Below are 19,246 nucleotides of genomic sequence, written 5' to 3'. Positions count from 1 at the left end.
GACATCAACGCGCCTTGGAAGTCGCTGGGTGATCACGTCTCATTCCGAGGGTCCGGGGCCTTCCCCCATTGAGAGCAGGCCCCGGATGGACCATCTCAGCCGCCGAGGATGCCGGTAGGCAGGATCGTCTTGGTGGCGTTTCCGCTGGTGATCCCCGACAGGATGTTGCCGAGCTGCTGAGTCAAGCTGCCGAGAAAATCGGAGCTGGGAGCCGGGGACGGAGCGGCGGCAGCGTGGGCGCTGGCAACACCCACGATGAAGATTCCCGCTGCGAATGCGGCGACCGTCGTCGTACGTACAGTGGTCCGCCAAGCGGCGCTAGGAGTGGTCATCTGTGCCTCCATGTTGTCGCGGGTCATCGGATTCCGTCCACCCGACTTGATCAACCCCACAACGGTGCGGCACGCCAGGAGTTACTCCGGGCTTTCAACCGATGGCCTCATCCACTTCGTCATTGTCGAGATCGTCGGGGCCAAGCACGTCGTCCATCCGATCCGATGCCGCGCGCAAGGTCGTCCCCATCACGTGCGCACAAGTGTCGAGCGTCATCGTGATCGTGCTGTGCCCGAGGGTTTCCCATGATCGTGCGAGCGTCCACGCCCTGCGCGAGCAGAAGTGAGGCGCACGTGACCTCCGCCAGGAACCGGCGCACGTCCATCGGCGACAACCGGTCGCAGGTTCGAATCCTGCCGAGTGCACACAGACCGAAGGCCCCGGAGAGATCCGGGGCCTTCGGCGTTTCGGGGCGTACAGCAGTGAAGTACAGCAGCGGTTGATGGCAGCTGTCGGGAGAGTCGTGATCGAGAACGTCGAACCGCTCGCCCTGATCGTCCTGGACGACGGCGGGCAGAGCGTCACCGTCCGACTGCTGTCTCCTGCTCCGCAGCACGGCTACTAGCCGATGCGGAAGCCGATGCGGAAGTCGGTGCGGAAGTCGGTGGGAGCGGAGCCGGATTCGCCGGCGACTGGCCGAGCGAAGGACGCACGGCCTACCTCACCTTCGTCGTCGAGGACCCGTACGTGGTCGAGGCGCACGACGCGCCCGGCACCCAGATCTCCGTCCGGGGTCCGATCGACCTCCGGGCCGAGTGGCTCGACGCGGCCCGAGAGCGGTTGGCCGCCGTGCGACGCGTGCTCGGGGTGTAGACGCGCGGGCCCGGGCCGGGCCGTCGCCGTCCCTGTCCACCGGTGGCGAATCCTATGTATTACTCGAGAGGACTCGAGACGAAAACCTGCTCGGCCCATAAAGTGCGGAGTGGGATACGCAGAAATTAATTAATAAACGCTCTCCTCGTATTTCACCACGGCAGGGTCACTCATTTGCTGCGCATCTGGAGGAGAGGGAACGGCGTTAGGGGGATATGACGAAAGCAAGGTCTCAGGGCCTGCCTCGACGCAACGCGAGGACGGATAATCTGCCTGCGGTCCATGATCTGGCAGTAGGGAAATACATCTTCCCGCCCGGTGCGGCAAGCTCGGGGCTTGCGGTAGAGGGAGCCGCGATCGGGGGCGGCGCGTGGGTCGAACATCAGACCACCGAGCCACTGCTTCGCGAGTTCCTTGCGCTGTTGGAGGCGATCCAGGAGGATCTCGATTCGCGATGGAACGGCCAGGAGAACTTCGGCCGTCACGTGGATCACGCCCGACGGGCGCATTCCTATGAATCATGACTATGTAGATCCTTCTTTTGTGCGGCGTGAATGGTATTCCGACGCATACTCCTACGGGCCGGGCACCGGCTGGAACGGCGGACCTGCCGACAGCGTGCACGCAGGGGTTCCCCTGACCCCGCCCGACGCGGGCTGGGACCCGGTCGAGGAACTTGCCTATCTCATGCAGGAGGCTGCGGTTCCGGCCGAGCAGACGGCCAGGGTGCCGCCCCCTCGCAGTGAGCCCTCATCCGGCGTCGACTTCACCGACCCGATGGAGAGCCTGGCGCAGATCAGCGCCCAACTGCCGCCCACCCCACGCTCTTCCGCGGGGCATCGGAAGATGCGAGGTGGGAAATTCCGACGAAAGTGGTTGCAGACCGGCAGCTTCGTCATCGTCGCACTCGTTGCCGTCATCGTGGCGATGGTCAGCGTCTTCGGCGGCATGGTGGCCTACACGCCTCTGCAGAACATCACCTCCGGAACGGGAGGTGGAATGGTCTCGTCGTGGCCTCTTCTCGTGTACGGCCCCTGGATGGTGGCCTCTCTCTCCATCCTCCGGACTGCTCTGCATCAGCGCCGGGCTGTGCACTCCTGGTTCATCGTTCTGCTCTTCTCCTCCGTCGCGATAATGCTGTGCGTCGCACAGGCGGACAAGACCTTCACCGGTATCGCCGGGGCTTCCCTGCCCGCTCTCGCGTCCCTCGCGTGCTTCCAGCAACTCGTCCGGCAAATCACCTTGACCCTGCCACCGAAACAGGGCACGCGCCGTCATTGTCAGTAGCGACCGAGTCCGGCCGATCGGCGTCTTGCCCGCTGCGCTCTCGTTTCTGCTCGAATCTGCTCGTTCCGTTCGTATCTGTTCGTGGGGTTCGAGAAGAGGGACACTGTCCGGCATGCCTCTTTCGTTGCATCACATCGTGATCGACGCTCATGATCTGCCCGGCCTGGCCCGGTTCTGGGCTGGGGTGCTGGGGTGGCGGATTCTGTCCGAGCGAAAGCGGGAGGTGGTGATCGGGGCGGATGAGACGGCCCCGGTGGGGATCTGCTTCATGCCGGTGTCGGATCGCAAGGTCGTCAAGAACCGGCTGCACCTGGATCTGACCTCCGCGGCGGAGGACCGGGAGGCCGAGATCGAGCGCATCCTCGCGCTCGGCGCTCGTAGGGCGGACGTGGGGCAGAGCGGCGACGAGTCGTGGACCGTGCTGGCCGATCCGGAGGGGAACGAGTTCTGCGTGGTCCGCCCGAAGAAGAACCTCGTGCAGTAGACGCCGACTCTCCGGCGCTCGACCCATAGCGGCCACGCGCCGCCCGCGCCGCGCACGTATGCGCGCCTCCTGATCGCCATCAGCTGTCGTGGAGGCGGAGTTCCTCCCGGTAGGCGTTGGCCAGGGCGGTGGCGCGGGTGAACCAGTCCGTCAGGACGGCGGTCTCCTGGGGGGAGTAGTCCGCGAAGAGGGCGCCGAGGCGGGCGTAGTACGGCTCGTAGAGGGCGTGGACGCGGGCGACCGCGGAGGGGATCGCGGCGACGCGGACCCGGCGACGGTCCTCGGGGTCGGGGCGGCGGGTGACATAGCCGGCGCGTTCCAGGCGGTTGAGGATGCCGGTCACGGCGCCCGTCGTGACGTGGACGCGGGTCGCGAGGTCGCCGGCGGTGAGGAGGTTCTCGCCGGCCTGGATGACGTAGGCGAAGCAGGTCAGGTCGGTGACGTTCAGGCTCAGGCGCTGGGCCATCTCCTGCTGGCCGACCATGCTGGCCGCGATGAGGTCGTCCATCGCCGCGAGCGCTTGCGCGGGGGTGGCGGCGGGGCGGCCGTTGTGCGGCGGTGTCGGCTCGGCTGGCATCTCGGGGCTCTCTTGTTTCCTGGCGCAGCGGTCTGCGGGTCTGCGGGTCTGCGGGTCTGCGGGTCTGCGGGCTGCGGGTCTGCGTGCTGCGGGACTGGACGTTTGCGGGACGGGAGGTCTGCGGGACTACAGGTCTGGCGGGCGTCGGTTTCTGCTGGGTCCTTGTTATCCGCTTTCGATTTCTCTTACCCTCTAAGAGGTTCAGTACTGCAACTTCTTAGAAGGTGAGGGAAGCGTGGCGGGTCATCTGTACGACGAGGGGCATACGGTCGCCGGCTGGACCGGCGTCGGCATCGCGACCGTCGGGACCGCCGTGGTGGGGGTGGGGGTGTGTGCCGTCTCCGGGGTCCTCCTCGTCGGCGGGCTCGTGATCGTGGGGCTGGGCGCGCTGGTCACCTGGGGGCTGCATCTCGCCGGGTGGGGCAAGCCGCCGGGGGTGCGGCCGAGGGCGGAGTGGGGGATGCGGGTCCGGGATCCGTGGGCTGGGGACGGGCATCCGGGGTGTGCCGGATGCCGGCTCGCGGGGCGCGCGCCCAAGGGTCTGTCCGTGGTGTCAGTGCCTGGGCCTACCGTGGTGGGTGATGGCACAGGCATGGAAGTGCGCGGGGCTGCGGTGGTCGGCGGAGGGGCCGGAGCTGAGGTGGGACGGGGGGCGTCGTAGCCCGTTGTCCTGGGGGAAGCGGGTCTCCTTCGCGGTGGTGGAAGGGGGCGTGCGGGAGTGTGCGGGGGCTCGCGGGCACGCCTGCCCCCGGCGGGTGGTCGTGCCGGCGAGGAGCACGGGCGGGCGGTGCGAGGAGTGTGCGCGGCTGGACCGGGCGCACTCCGTCGCCGCGGACCGGGTCGCCGACGACCCGCGCCCGTACCGCGTGTACCTCGCCTGGTTCGGCCCCGGTCTGGTCAAGGTCGGGATCACGGCGGTCGAGCGGGGCTCGGTACGGCTGCTGGAGCAGGGTGCCGTCTGCTTCGGCTGGCTCGGCAGCGGGCCGCTGATGGCCGCCCGGCGCACCGAGGAACTGCTGCGGGCCGCGCTGCGGGTGCCGGACCGGATTCCGTACGCCGAGAAGCGGGCCGTGCGGGCCGCGCTGCCGGTAGCGCGGGAGGAACGGGCCGAAGAGATACGCGAGGTGTACGCGCGCGCCGTGGAACTGGGCGGCTGGCCCGAGTCGTTGGAGCGCGCGCCCTTCCGGCCGGTCGATCACGTAGGGGCGTTCGGGCTGGCCGGGGCGCCGGCGGCCCTCGGGGAGATCGGCGAGCTCGTCCCCGGGGGAGCGGTGAGCGGGGAGCTCGTGGCGGCCGCCGGGCCCGATCTGCATCTCGCCACGTCGGACGGGGTGGTCGTGCTCGACACGAGGTTGATGAGGGGGTGGCGGCTGGTGCCGGTGGCGGGCGGTGAACCCGCCTTTCCCGTACGGCACTTCGCGGTCGAGGCGGACCATCGTCAGGACGGGCTGTTCTGAGGGGCCGCGCGGGCGGGTGAAGGGGCCGGCCGGGTAAAGAGTTGGATCCCGGTGGGATCCCTTTCGGCAAGGAGGCTGGACCCGGGCGGGGCGCCCGGCCGATCGTGGGTGACATGAGCGAACAGCGTGTAGCACCTGTTGCCCCACTCCAACCTCCTTACTACGCCGTGGTCTTCACCTCCCTGCGCACCGAGGGGGACGCCGGGTACGGCGAGACCGCCGAGCGGCTGGGCGAACTGGTGAAGGAGATCCCGGGGTTCCTGGGGGAGGACTCGGCCCGCACTCCCGGCGGACTCGCGATCACCGTCGCGTACTTCCGCGATCTCGACGGGATCGAGCAGTGGCGGGAGCAGGCCGAGCACCGGGCGGCCAAGGAGTACGGACGGGCGCACTGGTACGAGCGGTACTGCCTGCACATCGCCAAGGTGGAACACAGCCACGGCTTCGAGCGGACGCCCCATGCGCTTCTCACGGAGCCCGCGTCCTGAGGGCCGCACAGCATGTCGTACCGGACATAAGGCTCTTCGAAGTCGATACAAAGCAAGGGCTTCCCAGGTGTTGCCTGAGAGGCGCCTGTGCGTTTCTCAGGGAAATCACAGATTAGTGAAAGAGTGCTCTCAGGGGACCCGGCCAAGGTGTTCACCATGACCACGACCTCGCCCCAGGGGCGCACCGAACTGCTGAGGCCGGACGGGAGCCCCGTCCGAGTGCTGGTGGTGGACGACGAGCTGTCGATCACCGAACTGCTGTCCATGGCCCTGCGCTATGAGGGATGGCAGATCCGGAGTGCGGGAGACGGCACGGGCGCCATCCAGACCGCGCGGGAGTTCCGCCCCGACGCCGTCGTTCTGGACATGATGCTCCCCGACATGGACGGGCTGACCGTCCTGGGGCGGTTGCGTCGTGAACTGCCCGAGGTGCCGGTGCTGTTCCTGACGGCCAAGGACGCGGTCGAGGACCGTATCGCCGGTCTCACCGCGGGCGGCGACGACTACGTCACCAAGCCGTTCAGCCTCGAAGAGGTCGTGGCGCGGCTGCGTGGGCTCATCCGGCGCTCCGGTGCCGCCGACCGGCGCTCCGACTCGGTGCTCGTCGTCGGGGACCTCACCCTCGACGAGGACAGCCACGAGGTGTCGCGGGCCGGGGACAACATCCATCTGACCGCCACCGAGTTCGAGCTGCTGCGCTTCCTCATGCGCAACCCGCGGCGCGTGCTCAGCAAGGCCCAGATACTCGACCGCGTCTGGTCGTACGACTTCGGCGGCCAGGCCAACGTCGTCGAGCTGTACATCTCCTACCTGCGCCGGAAGATCGACGCGGGACGCGAGCCGATGATCCACACCCGGCGTGGGGCCGGTTACCTGATCAAGCCCGCAGTGTCATGAGCGGACGACGACGGCCGCGTGCGCAGAAGAGACGAGCGGGACAGCCGCGCACCCTGCGGACGCGGCTCGTCGTCGTGTCCGTCACCCTGATCGCCGTGGTCTGTGCGGTGATCGGCACCGTCACGACCCTGGTGCTGCGGGACCACCTGTACGGCCAGCTCAACGGCCGGCTCGGTGAGGTCGCGGCGCGTGCGGCGCCGCGCGACTTCGGAGGACCGCTCGACCAGCAGAAGAACGGCACCGGCACGCCCAGCCAGCAGGGCAACGCACAGGTGGCCGACCTCGCGCAGTTGGTCAAGGGCCCCCAGTCGGACAGCACCATCGCGGCCAAGGTCGTGAACGGAACCATCACCGAGGCCGAGCGCGGCGTGAAGTCGCAGGACTTCTCGATGGGCAACAAGGCGCTCACGGAAGCCCAGATCAAGGTACTCAACTCCGTCTCCCAGGACGGAAAGATGCACACCGTGGAGATCCCCGGTCTGGGCGACTACCGCGTCAAGTACGCCAGCAACGACGCCTCCGGCTTCTACGTGGCGATCCCCACGGCGGAGGTCGACAACACCATCGACACACTGATCCTCGTCGAGATCAGCCTCACCGTCGCCGGCCTCATCGCCGCCACCCTCGCGGGCACCGTCATGGTCAATGTCGCCACCCGCCCCCTCCGCCGGGTCGCCGCCACGGCCACCCGGGTCTCCGAACTCCCCCTGCACACCGGCGAGGTCAACCTCAGCGAGCGTGTCGCGGAGTCCGAGACCGATCCGCACACCGAGGTCGGGCAGGTCGGGGCAGCGCTCAACCGGATGCTGAACCACGTCCACGGCGCCCTGCACGCCCGCCAGGAGAGCGAGATGAGGGTCCGCCAGTTCGTCGCGGACGCCAGCCACGAGCTCCGTACGCCGCTGGCCTCCATCAGGGGATACGCCGAGCTGACCCGGCGCGGCCGGGAAGAGGTCGGGCCCGACACGCGGCACGCCCTCGGGCGTATCGAGTCCGAGGCCGGCCGGATGACCTTCCTCGTCGAGGACCTGCTCCTGCTCGCCCGGCTCGACGCGGGCCGCCCCTTGCAGTTCGAGCAGACCGACCTGGTCCCCCTGGTCATCGACACCATCAGCGACGCCCGCGCCGCCGGACGCGACCACGTCTGGCGCCTCGAACTTCCCGACGAGCCCGCGCTCGTCTCCGCCGACGCGGCCCGGCTTCAGCAGGTCCTCGTCAACCTGCTCGCCAACGCCCGGACGCACACCGCGCCCGGCACGACCGTCACCGCACGCGTGCAGCAGCGCGGGCCGTGGCTGTGCGTGGACGTCCAGGACAACGGTCAGGGCATCCCGGCCGATCTGCTCCCGCATGTGTTCGAACGCTTCGCCCGCGGCGATTCGGCGCGCTCCCGCACCACCGGTTCGACCGGTCTCGGGCTCGCCATCGTGCAGGCCGTGGCGACCGCGCACGGCGGCGCCGTGACAGTGGACAGCGTGCCCGGTCAGACCGTCTTTACGGTGCATTTGCCTGCTCTTGCCCCCGCCGTTCCCCAGCCCTCCCCCGAAACGAACTGGCAACTCGACTCACAGGTCGACCACAGTGCCACCACATGGGTGCAACAGGGCGCCTGACGAAAGTCGATGCCATGCGAACCGACTCTTCTCCCGGCACCCTGCCGGCGCGGGAGCACCTCCCGGCCGCCACAGCCGGTACGCCTGTCCTGGACGTAGTGATCCCCGTCTACAACGAGGAGAAGGACCTCCAGCCGTGCGTCCGGAGACTGCACGACCATCTGACGCGTACGTTCCCGTACTCCTTCCGCATCACGATCGCGGACAACGCGTCGACGGACACCACCCCCCTGGTGGCGCAGCGGCTGGAGGCGCGCATCCCGGAGGTCAGGAACTTCCGGCTCGAGCAGAAGGGCCGCGGCCGTGCGCTGCGGACCGTCTGGTCGGCCTCGGACGCCCCGATCCTCGCGTACATGGACGTGGACCTGTCCACCGACCTCAACGCGCTGCTGCCGCTGGTGGCACCGCTGATCTCCGGCCACTCGGACCTGGCCATCGGCTCCCGGCTGGCCCGTAGCTCCCGCGTGGTGCGCGGGCCGAAGCGGGAGTTCATCAGCCGCGCCTACAACCTCATCCTGCGCGGCTCGCTCCAGGCCCGCTTCTCGGACGCGCAGTGCGGCTTCAAGGCGATCCGGCGTGATGTCGCACAGATTCTGCTCCCCCTGGTGGAAGACACCGGCTGGTTCTTCGACACTGAGATGCTGGTGCTTGCCGAACGTGCCGGCCTCCGTATCCACGAGGTGCCGGTCGACTGGGTCGACGACCCGAACTCCACGGTGCACATCGTGAAGACGGCGACGGACGACCTGAAGGGGGTATGGCGCGTGGGCCGGGCGCTGGCCACCGGTTCGCTCTCCCTGGACCGGCTGACCAGGCCGTTCGGCGACGACCCCCGCGACCGCGACATCATGGACGTACCCAAGGGCCTGGCCCGCCAGCTTGTCGGCTTCTGTGTCGTGGGTGGCCTCTCCACCCTCTTCTACCTGCTGCTCTACACCGTGTTCCGGCAGTTCGGCGGATCGCAGCTCGCCAACGCGCTGGCGCTGCTGGTGTCGGCCGTCGCCAACACGGCCGCCAACCGCCGGCTCACCTTCGGGGTCCGCGGCCGCGGCGGGGCCGTCAAGCACCAGGCCCAGGGCCTGGTCGTCTTCGGCATCGGCCTCGCGCTGACCAGCGGCTCGCTCTTCGCCCTGAACACGGCGACGTCCAGTCCCGCGCACTCCACCGAGCTGGCGGTGCTCATCGCCGCCAACCTCGCGGCGACCGTGCTGCGCTTCCTGCTCTTCCGCGTCTGGGTGTTCTCCGACCGGCGCGAGGGCGACGAGCCGACGAACGGCGTGACGGCCGACCCCCGTGCCTCCGCCCCCGGCGCCTCCTTCCCCCACGCCTCCGCACCGACGTACCCGACCGGCGCTCCGCAGGCCGGCGGCCCGTCCGTGCCGCACCCCCAGATCCACCCGCAGGCGCACCCTCAGACCCACCCCCAGACACAGTCCCAGGCGCACCACCAGACGCAGCCGCTGCCGCAGCGGCACGTCGTGCACCCGCACGACCACGACACGACCACCCAGTTCCGCGCCGGCGAAGCCGCGGACGGCACCTGGAGGGACGCGACCATGCAGATGCAGCCGGTGCGCCGCCCCCATGACACCGACCCGGGGGACGCCCGATGACCACCGACCTCGACCAGACGACGACCTGGGATCCGCCGCCGACCGCGGCGCCGGCCGGCACGGAGCCCGACGCCCGGGAGACGGCCGTCCCGGCCCCCGAATCGGGTGAGCCGAAGCAGCCCTGGCATCGCAGACTGTGGCGCGGCCGCCCCGAGGACCCCCGCTGGGCGCGCCCGGCCTTCCTCGGCCTGCTGGCCGCCACCCTGCTGCTCTACCTGTACAACCTGAGCGCCTCCGGCTACGCCAACTCCTTCTACTCCGCGGCCGTCCAGGCCGGCAGCCAGAGCTGGAAGGCCCTGTTCTTCGGCTCGCTGGACGCGGGCAACGCCATCACCGTCGACAAGCCCCCGGCCTCGCTGTGGCCGATGGCGCTGTCGGTCAGGCTCTTCGGCCTGAACTCGTGGGCGATCCTCGTTCCCGAGGTGCTGATGGGCGTCGGCTCGGTCGCCGTCGTGTACGCCTCGGTGCGCCGCCGGTTCAGTGCCGTGGCCGGTCTGATCGCGGGCGCCGTGCTGGCGCTGACGCCGGTCGCCGCGCTGATGTTCCGGTTCAACAACCCGGACGCGATGCTGGCCCTGCTGATGGCCGTGGCCTGCTACATGGTGGCCCGCGCGCTGGAGGACGGCCGGACGAAGTGGCTCGTGTGGGCCGGGGTCGCGATCGGATTCGCGTTCCTCGCCAAGACCCTCCAGGCCTTCCTGATCCTGCCGCCGCTGGCGATCGTGTACGCGGTGTGCGCCCCGGTGGGCCTGAAGAAGCGGTTCGGCCAGCTGGCCGTCGCCACCGGCGCGCTGATCGTGTCCGGCGGCTGGTGGGTGGCGATCGTCGAGCTGTGGCCGGCCTCCTCCCGTCCGTACATCGGCGGCTCTCAGAACAACTCCTTCCTGGAGCTGACCTTCGGCTACAACGGTCTCGGCCGTCTGAACGGCGAGGAGACCGGCAGCGTCGGCGGCGGCGGTGGCGGCGGAGGCACCGGCCAGTGGGGCGAGACCGGCTGGGACCGGATGTTCAACTCGGAGATCGGCGGCCAGATCTCCTGGCTGCTGCCGGCCGCGCTGATCCTGCTGGCCGGTGGTCTGGTGGCCACGCGGAAGCTGAAGCGGACGTCGACGACCCGCGGTCTGTTCCTGGTGTGGGGCGGCTCGCTGCTCATCACCATGGTCGTCTTCAGCTACATGGCGGGCATCTTCCACCAGTACTACACGGTGGCCCTCGCTCCCTACCTGGCGGCCGTGATCGGCATGGGCGCGGGTCTGCTGTGGGAGAAGCGGTCCGAGCTGTGGGCCTCGATCACCCTCGCGGCGTCGGTCGTCGCGGCGGCGTCCTGGTCGTACGTCCTGCTCAACCGCACCTCCGACTACCTGCCCTGGCTGAAGTGGCTGGTGCTGATCGGCGGCCTGGCCGCCGCGCTCGGCCTGACCTTCGCGGGCCGGATCAACCGTCAGCTCGCCCTCGCGGCGGCCTCCGTGGGCCTGGTGGCCGCGCTGGCCGGACCGACGGCGTACACCATCAGCACGCTCCAGGAGGGCCACACCGGTTCCATCGTGACCGCCGGTCCGTCCGGCGCGAGCATGATGGGCGGCGGCGGCCCGGGTGGCGGCGGTGGCGGTGGCCGAGGCGGCTTCGGCGGCGGCCAGAACGGCAACACGCAGAACCAGGGTCAGGGCCAGAACCAGCAGGGCGGCGGCACCGGCGGCTTCCCCGGCGGGGGCATGCCCGGCCAGAACCAGCAGAACGGCAACGGCGGCACCCAGAACGGCAACGGCGGCACGCAGGGCCAGGGTCAGAACCAGCAGGGCGGCCCCGGCGGCCAGACCGGCGACGGCGGCATGGGCGGCGGTGGCGGCGCCGGCGGCCTGCTCAACGGCGCCTCGGTCACCGACGAGGCCAAGAAGCTGCTGGAGGCCGACTCCGGCGAGTACACCTGGGCGGCGGCCGCGATCGGCTCCCAGAACGCCGCGAGCTACCAGCTCGCCACGGGTGACGCGGTGATGGCGATCGGCGGCTTCAACGGCACCGACCCGTCCCCGACGCTGGCGCAGTTCAAGCAGTACGTGACCGACGGCAAGATCCACTACTTCATCAGCAGTGGCTCCGGCGGCGGCATGAGCGGCAGCAGCAGCGGCACGTCCTCGCAGATCAGCACCTGGGTCGAGGCCAACTTCAAGAAGGTGACGGTCGGTTCGGCCACCTTCTACGACCTGACGCAGAAGGCGAGCGGCTGACGCTTCGCGGGTTTCGCAGGTGAGCAAGGGCGGTGACCACGGTCGCCGCCCTTCCTCGTGTCCGCTCCCCGTGTCGGCTCTCCGATTCCGCTCCCCGTGTCCGCTCCTCGTATCCCTCCCCGCCTCATGACTCGATCATGTCCCGAACAACTCTGTTGTACAGCGTATGGGGGTAGTTCTACGGTGTAGAACATGACTACGTCCCCGTCCCTCCAGGCCCTCCAGGGCAGCTCCCAAGGACACCCCCAACGCTGGCTGATCCTCGGCGTCATCTGCCTCGCGCAGCTCACCGTGCTGCTCGACAACACCGTCCTGAACGTCGCGATCCCCTCGCTCACCCGGGAGCTGGACGCGACCACCGCCGACATCCAGTGGATGATCAACGCGTACTCGCTGGTGCAGTCCGGTCTGCTGCTCACCGCCGGCAGCGCCGCCGACCGCTACGGCCGCAAGAAGATGCTGGTCGCGGGCCTGGCGCTGTTCGGCGCCGGTTCCCTGGCGGCCGGCCTCTCGGACACCACCGCCCAGCTGATCGCGGCGCGGGCCGGCATGGGGGTGGGCGGGGCGCTGCTGTTCACCACCACCCTCGCCGTGGTGATGCAGGTCTTCGTGTCCGAGGAGCAGCCGAAGGCGATCGGCATCTGGGCCGCGGTGAACTCGCTGGGCTTCGCGACCGGTCCGCTCATCGGCGGCTTCGTGCTCAACCACTTCTGGTGGGGCGCGATCTTCCTGATCAACCTGCCGGTGGCGGCGCTGGGCCTGGTGGCCGTCGTCGCCCTGGTCCCCGAGACGAAGAACCCGCGGGGTGACCGTCCCGACCTGCTCGGCGCGTTCCTGTCCACCGTCGGCATGACCTCGCTGGTCTTCGCGATCATCTCCGGCCCCTCGCATGGCTGGACGTCGTCGCGGGTCCTGGTGAGCGCGGGGCTGGCGGTCGTCGTCCTCACCCTGTTCGCCTACTGGGAGTCGAGGATCCCGTATCCCATGCTCGACCTGGCGTTCTTCCGCGACCGACGGTTCACGGGCGCGGTCGCCGGCGCGGTGCTGGTCACCTTCGGCATGGGGGGCGCGCTGTTCCTGCTCACCCAGCAGCTTCAGTTCGTCCTCGGCTACGGCCCGTTGGAGGCCGGCCTGCGGACCGCGCCGCTGGCGCTGACCGTGGTGGCCCTCAACTTCACCGGACTGTCGGCGAAGGCGATGGCCAGGCTCGGTGGGCCGGTGTCGGTGCTGGTGGGGATGGCGCTGGTGGCGGGGGGCCTGACGGCCATCGCCACGCTCGCCTCCGGTGGCTACTCGGGGATGCTGATCGGGCTGCTGCTCATCGGCGCGGGGACATCGGTCGCCAGCCCGGCGATGGCGTACGCGATCATGAGTTCGATCCCGCCGGCGAAGGCGGGGGTGGGCGCGGGGGTCAACGGGACGCTGGCCGAGTTCGGCACCGGGCTGGGGGTCGCCGTGCTCGGCGCCGTGCTGAACGCGCGGTTCGCGGCGGTGTCCCTGCCGGTCGCGCTGGCGGCGGCGAACTCGGTGGCGGAGAAGGCCCGGGTGATCGACTCGTTCTCGTCCGGGTTGGAGGTCAGCCTCCTGATAGGGGCGGCCGCCGTGCTGCTGGGCGGGGTGGTGGCAGCGGTGCTGTTGACCCGGGCGGAGCGCGACGAGGAGCCGTCGGTGGCGGCCGCCCCGTGAGGAGCGGGCTCCGTCGCGCCGGGCCCGAGCGGCTCGCCGGGGCGGCGGAGCCGCATGTCAGGACGGTCCCCCGCGCCACCACGGCAGGCCGCGGCCTAGCATCTTCCCCAGTTACCGGAAGGAAGGTGCCTTGCCATGGCCGAGACCGCCAGGGGCGCCGCGCATCACAGTGTGTGGCTGGAAGGCAAGGCGCGTCGGCGCGGCCGTGGCGGGGGGCAGCCCTCCGGACTGGACCGGGACCGGATCACGCAGGCCACCGTGCGGCTGCTGGACGCGGAGGGGCTGGCCAAGTTCTCCATGCGGCGGCTGGCGGCCGAGCTGAACGTGACGGCGATGTCCGTGTACTGGTACGTCGACACCAAGGACGACCTGCTCGAACTCGCCCTGGACGCCGCGTTCGGCGAGCTGACGGCGCTGCCCGACCCGACGGACGAGGACGCGGACTGGCGTGAACAGCTGCGCACGCTGGCCACGGAGTACCGGGGGCTGCTGGTCCGCCACCCGTGGCTGTCGCCGCTGGCCGGCAACTACCTCAACATCGGCCCGAACTCGATCGTCTTCTCCCGTACGGTCCAGCAGGTCGTCTGCCGCACCGGCCTGCCCGCGCGCGGCATCACCGGCGCGATCTCGGCCGTCTTCCAGTTCGTGTACGGCTACGGCACGATCGAGGGCCACTTCTTCGCGCGGGTCGCCGACACCGGTCTGACCCCGGACGAGTATTTCCGGCAGGCGATGACCGCGACCGCGGGCGCCCCGCAGACCGCCGAGATCATCGAGCAGTCGAAGGCCCTCATGGCGGCCCGCGGCGGCGACACGGTCGAGGAGATGATGAGCCGCGACTTCACCTTCGCGCTGGACCTGCTGATCGCAGGCATCGAGGCCATGGTGAAACGCGGCTGACCCCCGGACTTCCCAGCCCGTCGGCCCCAGGGCACCAACGATCCGGCAGCCACAGGGCTCCGGTCCGCCGGCTCCAGGGCTCCGGCCCGCCAGCCGCAGGGCTCCGGCCCGCCAACCGCACGGCTCCGCCTCCCCGGCCCCGGGGCCGTTGCCCGGCAGCCCCGTGGGGTCCTTGGCACGAGTTCCAGGCTCCTGCCCGGCGGCCCAGGTGCTACTGGTCGGTGACCAGGCGGGCCGGGAAGCCGCCGGTGGCGATCGGGCCCCAGCGGTCCGGTGTGACCCGGATGATCGACTTGCCCTGCTTCAGCATGGCCTGGCGGTACTCGTCCCAGTCCGGGTGTTCACCGGCGATGTTGCGGTAGTACTCCACGAGCGGCTCGACGGAGTCGGGCGTGTCGATCACCTCGGCCGTGCCGTCGATCTGGACCCACGGCCCGTTCCAGTCGTCGCTGAGCACGAGGACGCCGACCCGGTCGTCCCGCTTGGCGTTGCGGGTCTTGGCCCGCTCGGGATAGGTGGAGACGACGATCCGCCCCGAGTCGTCGACCCCGCAGGTCAGCGGCGAGGCCTGGGAGCTGCCGTCGGCGCGCCGGGTCAGCAGGATCGCGCGGTGCCGGGGCCGTACGAAGTCCAGCAACTCGTCCAGGGAGACCTTGGTGTTCGTCGCGATGTTCGGTGCCATGGAGTCAGCCTAGGCGCAGCGGTGCCCGTTCCGGCTGACCCTGCCGTGCCTACGCCTGGGGCAGCGCGTCGCCCTGCACCGCCTGGACGTCCAGCTCCACCTTCAGGGTCGTGCCGATGGCCGCGATGCCCGCCTGGACGACCTGGTTGTAGTTCATCGCGAAGTCCTCACGGTGCAGCTCCGCCGTGGCCCGGAAGGCCGCCCGGGTGCCGCCCCAGGGGTCGGAGCCGGTGCCCAGGTAGGCGAGGTCCAGTTCGACGGGGCGGGCGACACCGTGCAGGGACAGTTCGCCGTGCACGGTCCAGTGGTCCGGGCCCGCCGGGGTCAGACCGCTGGAGCGGTAGGTGATCTCCGGGTACGTCTCGACGTCCAGGAAGTCCGCCGAGCGCAGGTGGGTGTCGCGCATGGCGTTGCCGGTGTCGATGGAGGCCGCCCGGATCACCGCCTCGACGCGGGACTTGGCGATGTCGTCCGGGGCGACCTCGATCGCCGCGGAGAACTCCGTGAACCGCCCGCGCACGCTGGAGATGCCCAGGTGCTGGGCGACCGCGCCGACGGCGGAGTGCGCCGGGTCGACGGTCCAGGGCCCGGGCGGGGGCAGCTCCGTGCCGCCCTGCCGGGCCAGGGTCACGGTCCCCACCTCGGCGCGGCCGCTCGCCGTCACGATCGCGCTGGCGGCCGCGGGCGCGTACCCGACGGCCGTGACGATGACGGTGTACGCCCCCGGCGCGAGCACGGTCGTGTCCCGTACGGCTCCTTCCGCGTCGGCCTCGGCGCGCAGCACCTGGCCGCCCGCCGTGTCGGTCACCGTGACGACCGCGTGCGACACGGCCCACCCGTCCCGCGTACGGATCTTCGCGGTCAGTCCCATCTCATGTACTCCTCGAACTGGAACCGGCCCGGTGCGGGGCGAACGCCCGCACCGGGCCGGAGCCGATAACTGTCGGAACTAGCCGAACTAGTTGGAACTATTCATAACTAGTCGGAACTACTCGCCGGGGTGGGCGAGTTCGATGTCGTGGCCGTCGACTCCGGCGCCCGCCACGGTCAGCGCGGTGGCCACCGGCGGGTAGCCGGTCGCGATGACCGTGTACTCGCCGCCGTCGAGGTCGGCGAAGGCGTACGCCCCGTCCACCCCGGTGGTGGCGGTGCCGACCACGTTGCCCGCCGCGTCCACGAGCGTCACGCGCGCGTCGGCCAGCGGACCGTACGGCGCCCGGACGACTCCCTGGAGCTGGGCGCCCGCGTCGAGGACGACCTCCGCGCGGGTCACGCCCGTCGCGCCGATCTCGACGGGCAGGGCGCGCGGCCGGAACCCGACGGCGTTCACCGCGACGGTCACGGCGCCCGGCACCAGCTCGGCGAAGGAGAACTCGCCCTGCTCACCGGTGGCCGCGGTGGCCAGCAGATCGCCGCGCACATCGGTGACGATCACCATCGCGTCCTTGACGACCTCACCCGACTCGGCGGCGCGTACGACACCGCTGAGTCCGCTGGTCCCGCTGAGCAGGATGTCGTACGCGACCGGCTCGCCGTTCACGACGATCGTGGAGGCCTGCGGCTGGAAACCGTCGGCGGAGGCGATCAGCACGTACGAACCCGTGCCCGGCGCGTCCAGCCCGTAGGAGCCGTCGGCCTGCGCGACCGAACGGCCGAGCTGGCGTCCGGCGAGCGAGATCAGCGTGACGGCGGCCTGCGGGACGGGCGCGCTCTCCGCGCCGCGGACGAAGCCGTGCACCGGGATGCCGCCCGAGGGCGCCTGGAGGGGTTCGGCCGTGGCGACGGCGGCGAGCCGCTGCGTGCCCTGGGGTCCGGCCTCCCGGCCGGGCTCGGCAGCCGAGTCGGCGACCGCCCAGCTGGGGACGTGCTCCTCGGCGGGAGCCGTGACCGCGGCCGTAGCCGCAGCCGCACCCGCAGCCACACCCGCAGCCGTAGAGGACGCCGTGGCCGTGGCCCCGGTCTCCGCCTCCGTCGAGGCCGCCTGCGCCAGCGCGCCCTTGGTCCGCAGCGGGACCTCCTTGATGAACAGGGTGATCAGGAAGGCGAGCAGCGCCAGGACGGACGCGATCAGGAAGACGTCCGCGATGCCGTGGCCGTACGCGCTCTCCATGACCGTGCGCAGCGGCGCGGGCAGCTTGTCCATGTCCGGGATGCTGGAGGAGTCCGAACCGGAGGCGAGGGAGGCGTACTTGGGGCCGAGGTCGGTGATGCCGTCCTTGGCGTAGTCGGTGATCCGGTTGGCCATGACGGCGCCCAGCGCCGAGACGCCCATCGCACCGCCCAGGGACCGGAAGAAGGTGACCGTGGAGCTGGCGGAACCGAGGTCCTTCGGCTCGACCTGGTTCTGCGTCGAGAGCACCAGGTTCTGCATCATCATGCCGACGCCGAGGCCCAGCAGGGCCATGAAGACAGCGGTCTTCCAGTAGTCCGTGTCGTAGCGGATGGTGCCCAGCAGACCGAGGCCCGCCGTGATGAGCACACCACCGCTGACCAGCCAGACCTTCCACTTGCCGGTCTTGGTGATGAACTGCCCGGAGACGGTGGAGGAGATGAACAGTCCGCCGATCATCGGGATCGTCATGACACCCGACATGGTCGGGGACTTGTCCCGGGCCAGCTGGAAGTACTGGGCGAAGAACACCGTGCCGGAGAACATCGCGACGCCGACGAACATCGAGGCGATGGAGGACAGGGTGATGGTGCGGTTGCGGAAGAGTCGCAGCGGGATGATCGGCTCGGTGGCCTTCGACTCGACGAGCACGAAGATCAGCCCGAGCGCGATCGAGCCCGCGACCATCGCGTACGTCTGCCACGACAGCCAGTCGTACTTGTCACCGGCGAAGGTGACCCAGACCAGCAGCAGCGACACCGCGGCGGAGATGAAGAACGCGCCGGCCCAGTCGACCTTCACGTCCCGCTTCACCGTGGGCAGATGCAGGGTCTTCTGGAGCACGATCAGCGCGATGACGGCGAAGGGGACCCCGACGTAGAAGCACCAGCGCCAGCCGAGCCAGCTGGTGTCGGTGATGACACCGCCGAGCAGCGGACCGCCGACGGTGGCGACGGCGAAGGTCGCGCCGAGGTAGCCGGAGTAACGGCCGCGCTCACGCGGGGAGATCATCGCCGCCATGACGATCTGCGCGAGGGCGGACAGACCGCCGACGCCGACGCCCTGCACGACACGGCAGGCGATCAGCATGCCGGGGTTCTGCGAGAGACCGGCGGCCGCGGACCCGAGCACATAGATGACGAGCGCTATCTGGACGAGCGCCTTCTTGGGGTACAGGTCGGCGAGCTTGCCCCAGAGCGGGGTGGTCGCCGTCATCGACAGCAGGGTGGCGGTCACGACCCAGGTGTAGGCGGACTGGCCGCCGCCGAGGTCGCCGATGATCTCCGGCAGGGCGTTCGAGACGATCGTGGACGAGAGGATCGCCACGAACATCCCGAGCAGCAGCCCGGAGAGGGCCTCCATGATCTGCCGGTGGGTCATCGGAGTGGCCTCGGCGGAGCCGTGGGACCCTCCGCCGTGCTTCGCGTGAGCCCGCACACCGGCTGGTGTGGTCGTTGCCATGGGCTTCCTTTTCCTATGTTGCTTGTGCGGGTGTACGGGTGGTCTGTGTCTGTTCGCTTACGGGAACGGGAGGCGGCGGCGCGGGCGGGGCCGGCGGCCGGTGCGTGACCGTCCGGCACTCGCCGAAGCTGGCGCGCAGTCGGGTCAGCAGGGCGATCAGCCGGCCGACCTCCGCGTCGGTCCAGTCGCCGAGCCGTTCCGCCAGCAGCTCGGTGCTCCGGCGGGACAGCTCGACGAGCATCGCGTGGCCCTCGGGCGTGAGGTGCAGGATGCGGGAGCGCTTGTCCGCCGGGTCGGGGGAGCGTTCGATCCAGCCCCGGTCGGCGAGGTGCGCGGCGTGTCGGCTGGTCACGGACATGTCGACGGCGAGCAGCTCGGAGAGAGCGCTCATGCGCATGTCGCCATGGCGGCCGAGGAGTGCCAGCACGCCGGCCGAGCCCGCGGAACAGTCGGGCGGCAGAATCCGCCCGAGGTCACGCTTCACGGCCCCGACGGCACTGAGCTGACGCGCCAGCTCCTCGTACTGCGCCTGCCCTGCCATCACACCTCCCAAGTTGTTGCTTAGGGCAACCATAGGAGCGGTTGGTTGCTGCAGGCAAATAAAAGACCGGTGAGGCCCG

General features: G+C 70.1%; 18 protein-coding genes and 1 pseudogene. 12 read left to right on the top strand and 7 right to left on the bottom strand.

Annotated features, from left to right (window positions below):
• Positions 1-95 precede the first annotated feature (95 nt).
• Positions 96-359 (bottom strand): hypothetical protein, encoded by a 264-nt coding sequence (locus ACIRPU_RS17100; RefSeq protein WP_403867549.1) that lies wholly within the window; start codon positions 357-359, stop codon positions 96-98.
• Positions 360-426: 67 nt separating this feature from the next.
• Entirely contained in the window at positions 427-549 is a 123-nt protein-coding gene (locus ACIRPU_RS17095) for a hypothetical protein (protein ID WP_403867546.1), read from the bottom strand.
• 468 nt (positions 550-1,017) lie between these two features.
• Between ACIRPU_RS17095 and ACIRPU_RS17090 the strand changes: the two are divergent.
• The 3 genes and pseudogenes from ACIRPU_RS17090 to ACIRPU_RS17080 all read left to right on the top strand — a co-directional run.
• Positions 1,018-1,146, top strand: a pseudogene (locus tag ACIRPU_RS17090) (DUF5959 family protein); the annotation flags it as partial.
• Between the two features lie 513 nt (positions 1,147-1,659).
• Complete coding sequence (locus ACIRPU_RS17085; protein ID WP_403867543.1) at positions 1,660-2,433, top strand: DUF2637 domain-containing protein; 774 nt, start codon at positions 1,660-1,662, stop codon at positions 2,431-2,433.
• Between the two features lie 112 nt (positions 2,434-2,545).
• The gene (locus ACIRPU_RS17080) at positions 2,546-2,917 is read left to right on the top strand and encodes a VOC family protein (protein WP_403867541.1); all 372 of its coding nucleotides are present in this window, start codon (positions 2,546-2,548) and stop codon (positions 2,915-2,917) included.
• A gap of 79 nt (positions 2,918-2,996) precedes the next feature.
• Here ACIRPU_RS17080 and ACIRPU_RS17075 read toward each other — a convergent pair whose 3' ends face one another.
• Complete coding sequence (locus tag ACIRPU_RS17075; protein WP_403867538.1) at positions 2,997-3,494, bottom strand: MarR family winged helix-turn-helix transcriptional regulator; 498 nt, start codon at positions 3,492-3,494, stop codon at positions 2,997-2,999.
• A 235-nt stretch (positions 3,495-3,729) separates the two neighbouring features.
• Here ACIRPU_RS17075 and ACIRPU_RS17070 point away from each other — a divergent pair, with 235 nt between their 5' ends.
• The 9 genes from ACIRPU_RS17070 to ACIRPU_RS17030 all read left to right on the top strand — a co-directional run bounded on the left by ACIRPU_RS17070 (position 3,730) and on the right by ACIRPU_RS17030 (position 14,373).
• The gene (locus ACIRPU_RS17070; protein ID WP_403867535.1) at positions 3,730-4,155 is read left to right on the top strand and encodes an HGxxPAAW family protein; all 426 of its coding nucleotides are present in this window, start codon (positions 3,730-3,732) and stop codon (positions 4,153-4,155) included.
• Complete coding sequence (locus ACIRPU_RS17065) at positions 4,076-4,951, top strand: DUF2797 domain-containing protein (protein WP_403867532.1); 876 nt, start codon at positions 4,076-4,078, stop codon at positions 4,949-4,951. Before ACIRPU_RS17070 ends, ACIRPU_RS17065 begins: the two co-directional genes overlap by 80 nt.
• Positions 4,952-5,064: 113 nt before the next feature.
• On the top strand, positions 5,065-5,439 hold the full coding sequence (locus ACIRPU_RS17060) for an antibiotic biosynthesis monooxygenase family protein (RefSeq protein WP_403867529.1): 375 nt from the start codon (positions 5,065-5,067) through the stop codon (positions 5,437-5,439).
• A gap of 156 nt (positions 5,440-5,595) precedes the next feature.
• On the top strand, positions 5,596-6,336 hold the full coding sequence (locus ACIRPU_RS17055) for a response regulator transcription factor (RefSeq protein WP_020131327.1): 741 nt from the start codon (positions 5,596-5,598) through the stop codon (positions 6,334-6,336).
• Positions 6,333-7,949, top strand: coding sequence for an ATP-binding protein (locus tag ACIRPU_RS17050; protein ID WP_403867525.1), 1,617 nt, complete (start codon positions 6,333-6,335; stop codon positions 7,947-7,949). Before ACIRPU_RS17055 ends, ACIRPU_RS17050 begins: the two co-directional genes overlap by 4 nt.
• Positions 7,950-7,963: 14 nt before the next feature.
• On the top strand, positions 7,964-9,562 hold the full coding sequence (locus tag ACIRPU_RS17045) for a glycosyltransferase (RefSeq protein ID WP_403867522.1): 1,599 nt from the start codon (positions 7,964-7,966) through the stop codon (positions 9,560-9,562).
• Entirely contained in the window at positions 9,559-11,787 is a 2,229-nt protein-coding gene (locus ACIRPU_RS17040; RefSeq protein WP_403867519.1) for a glycosyltransferase family 39 protein, read from the top strand. Before ACIRPU_RS17045 ends, ACIRPU_RS17040 begins: the two co-directional genes overlap by 4 nt.
• A 192-nt stretch (positions 11,788-11,979) precedes the next feature.
• Positions 11,980-13,473 (top strand): MFS transporter, encoded by a 1,494-nt coding sequence (locus ACIRPU_RS17035; RefSeq protein WP_403867516.1) that lies wholly within the window; start codon positions 11,980-11,982, stop codon positions 13,471-13,473.
• Positions 13,474-13,608: 135 nt separating this feature from the next.
• The gene (locus ACIRPU_RS17030; RefSeq protein WP_403867513.1) at positions 13,609-14,373 is read left to right on the top strand and encodes a TetR/AcrR family transcriptional regulator; all 765 of its coding nucleotides are present in this window, start codon (positions 13,609-13,611) and stop codon (positions 14,371-14,373) included.
• Between the two features lie 211 nt (positions 14,374-14,584).
• Here the strand turns inward: ACIRPU_RS17030 and ACIRPU_RS17025 are convergent, their stop codons facing one another.
• The 4 genes from ACIRPU_RS17025 to ACIRPU_RS17010 all read right to left on the bottom strand — a co-directional run bounded on the left by ACIRPU_RS17025 (position 14,585) and on the right by ACIRPU_RS17010 (position 19,167).
• Positions 14,585-15,055: a PPOX class F420-dependent oxidoreductase gene (locus ACIRPU_RS17025; protein ID WP_384113253.1), complete on the bottom strand. Its 471-nt coding sequence runs from the start codon at positions 15,053-15,055 to the stop codon at positions 14,585-14,587.
• Between the two features lie 49 nt (positions 15,056-15,104).
• Complete coding sequence (locus ACIRPU_RS17020) at positions 15,105-15,926, bottom strand: YceI family protein (protein WP_403867510.1); 822 nt, start codon at positions 15,924-15,926, stop codon at positions 15,105-15,107.
• A 117-nt stretch (positions 15,927-16,043) separates the two neighbouring features.
• Entirely contained in the window at positions 16,044-18,626 is a 2,583-nt protein-coding gene (locus ACIRPU_RS17015) for an MFS transporter (RefSeq protein WP_403867507.1), read from the bottom strand.
• A gap of 13 nt (positions 18,627-18,639) precedes the next feature.
• On the bottom strand, positions 18,640-19,167 hold the full coding sequence (locus ACIRPU_RS17010; RefSeq protein ID WP_384113261.1) for a MarR family winged helix-turn-helix transcriptional regulator: 528 nt from the start codon (positions 19,165-19,167) through the stop codon (positions 18,640-18,642).
• Between the last annotated feature and the right edge of the window lie 79 nt (positions 19,168-19,246).

Origin of the sequence: Streptomyces sp. NPDC102259, from assembly GCF_044766465.1 — a bacterium.
GTDB lineage: Bacteria > Actinomycetota > Actinomycetes > Streptomycetales > Streptomycetaceae > Streptomyces.
Note: the sequence above shows the minus strand (reverse complement) of the source record. Positions and strands in the feature narration are given on the sequence as shown.

What these genes read in the sequence shown, in the direction of transcription:
- ACIRPU_RS17060 (WP_403867529.1), top strand. Translation starts at nt 5,065, where the DNA reads ATGAGCGAACAGCGTGTAGCACCTGTTGCCCCACTCCAACCTCCTTAC.
- ACIRPU_RS17035 (WP_403867516.1), top strand. Translation starts at nt 11,980, where the DNA reads ATGACTACGTCCCCGTCCCTCCAGGCCCTCCAGGGCAGCTCCCAAGGA.
- ACIRPU_RS17080 (WP_403867541.1), top strand. Translation starts at nt 2,546, where the DNA reads ATGCCTCTTTCGTTGCATCACATCGTGATCGACGCTCATGATCTGCCC.
- ACIRPU_RS17055 (WP_020131327.1), top strand. Translation starts at nt 5,596, where the DNA reads ATGACCACGACCTCGCCCCAGGGGCGCACCGAACTGCTGAGGCCGGAC.
- ACIRPU_RS17045 (WP_403867522.1), top strand. Translation starts at nt 7,964, where the DNA reads ATGCGAACCGACTCTTCTCCCGGCACCCTGCCGGCGCGGGAGCACCTC.
- ACIRPU_RS17095 (WP_403867546.1), bottom strand. Translation starts at nt 549, where the DNA reads ATGACGCTCGACACTTGTGCGCACGTGATGGGGACGACCTTGCGCGCG.
- ACIRPU_RS17100 (WP_403867549.1), bottom strand. Translation starts at nt 359, where the DNA reads ATGACCCGCGACAACATGGAGGCACAGATGACCACTCCTAGCGCCGCT.
- ACIRPU_RS17025 (WP_384113253.1), bottom strand. Translation starts at nt 15,055, where the DNA reads ATGGCACCGAACATCGCGACGAACACCAAGGTCTCCCTGGACGAGTTG.
- ACIRPU_RS17010 (WP_384113261.1), bottom strand. Translation starts at nt 19,167, where the DNA reads ATGGCAGGGCAGGCGCAGTACGAGGAGCTGGCGCGTCAGCTCAGTGCC.
- ACIRPU_RS17065 (WP_403867532.1), top strand. Translation starts at nt 4,076, where the DNA reads ATGGCACAGGCATGGAAGTGCGCGGGGCTGCGGTGGTCGGCGGAGGGG.
- ACIRPU_RS17075 (WP_403867538.1), bottom strand. Translation starts at nt 3,494, where the DNA reads ATGCCAGCCGAGCCGACACCGCCGCACAACGGCCGCCCCGCCGCCACC.
- ACIRPU_RS17030 (WP_403867513.1), top strand. Translation starts at nt 13,609, where the DNA reads ATGGCCGAGACCGCCAGGGGCGCCGCGCATCACAGTGTGTGGCTGGAA.
- ACIRPU_RS17050 (WP_403867525.1), top strand. Translation starts at nt 6,333, where the DNA reads ATGAGCGGACGACGACGGCCGCGTGCGCAGAAGAGACGAGCGGGACAG.
- ACIRPU_RS17015 (WP_403867507.1), bottom strand. Translation starts at nt 18,626, where the DNA reads ATGGCAACGACCACACCAGCCGGTGTGCGGGCTCACGCGAAGCACGGC.
- ACIRPU_RS17020 (WP_403867510.1), bottom strand. Translation starts at nt 15,926, where the DNA reads ATGGGACTGACCGCGAAGATCCGTACGCGGGACGGGTGGGCCGTGTCG.
- ACIRPU_RS17040 (WP_403867519.1), top strand. Translation starts at nt 9,559, where the DNA reads ATGACCACCGACCTCGACCAGACGACGACCTGGGATCCGCCGCCGACC.
- ACIRPU_RS17085 (WP_403867543.1), top strand. Translation starts at nt 1,660, where the DNA reads ATGAATCATGACTATGTAGATCCTTCTTTTGTGCGGCGTGAATGGTAT.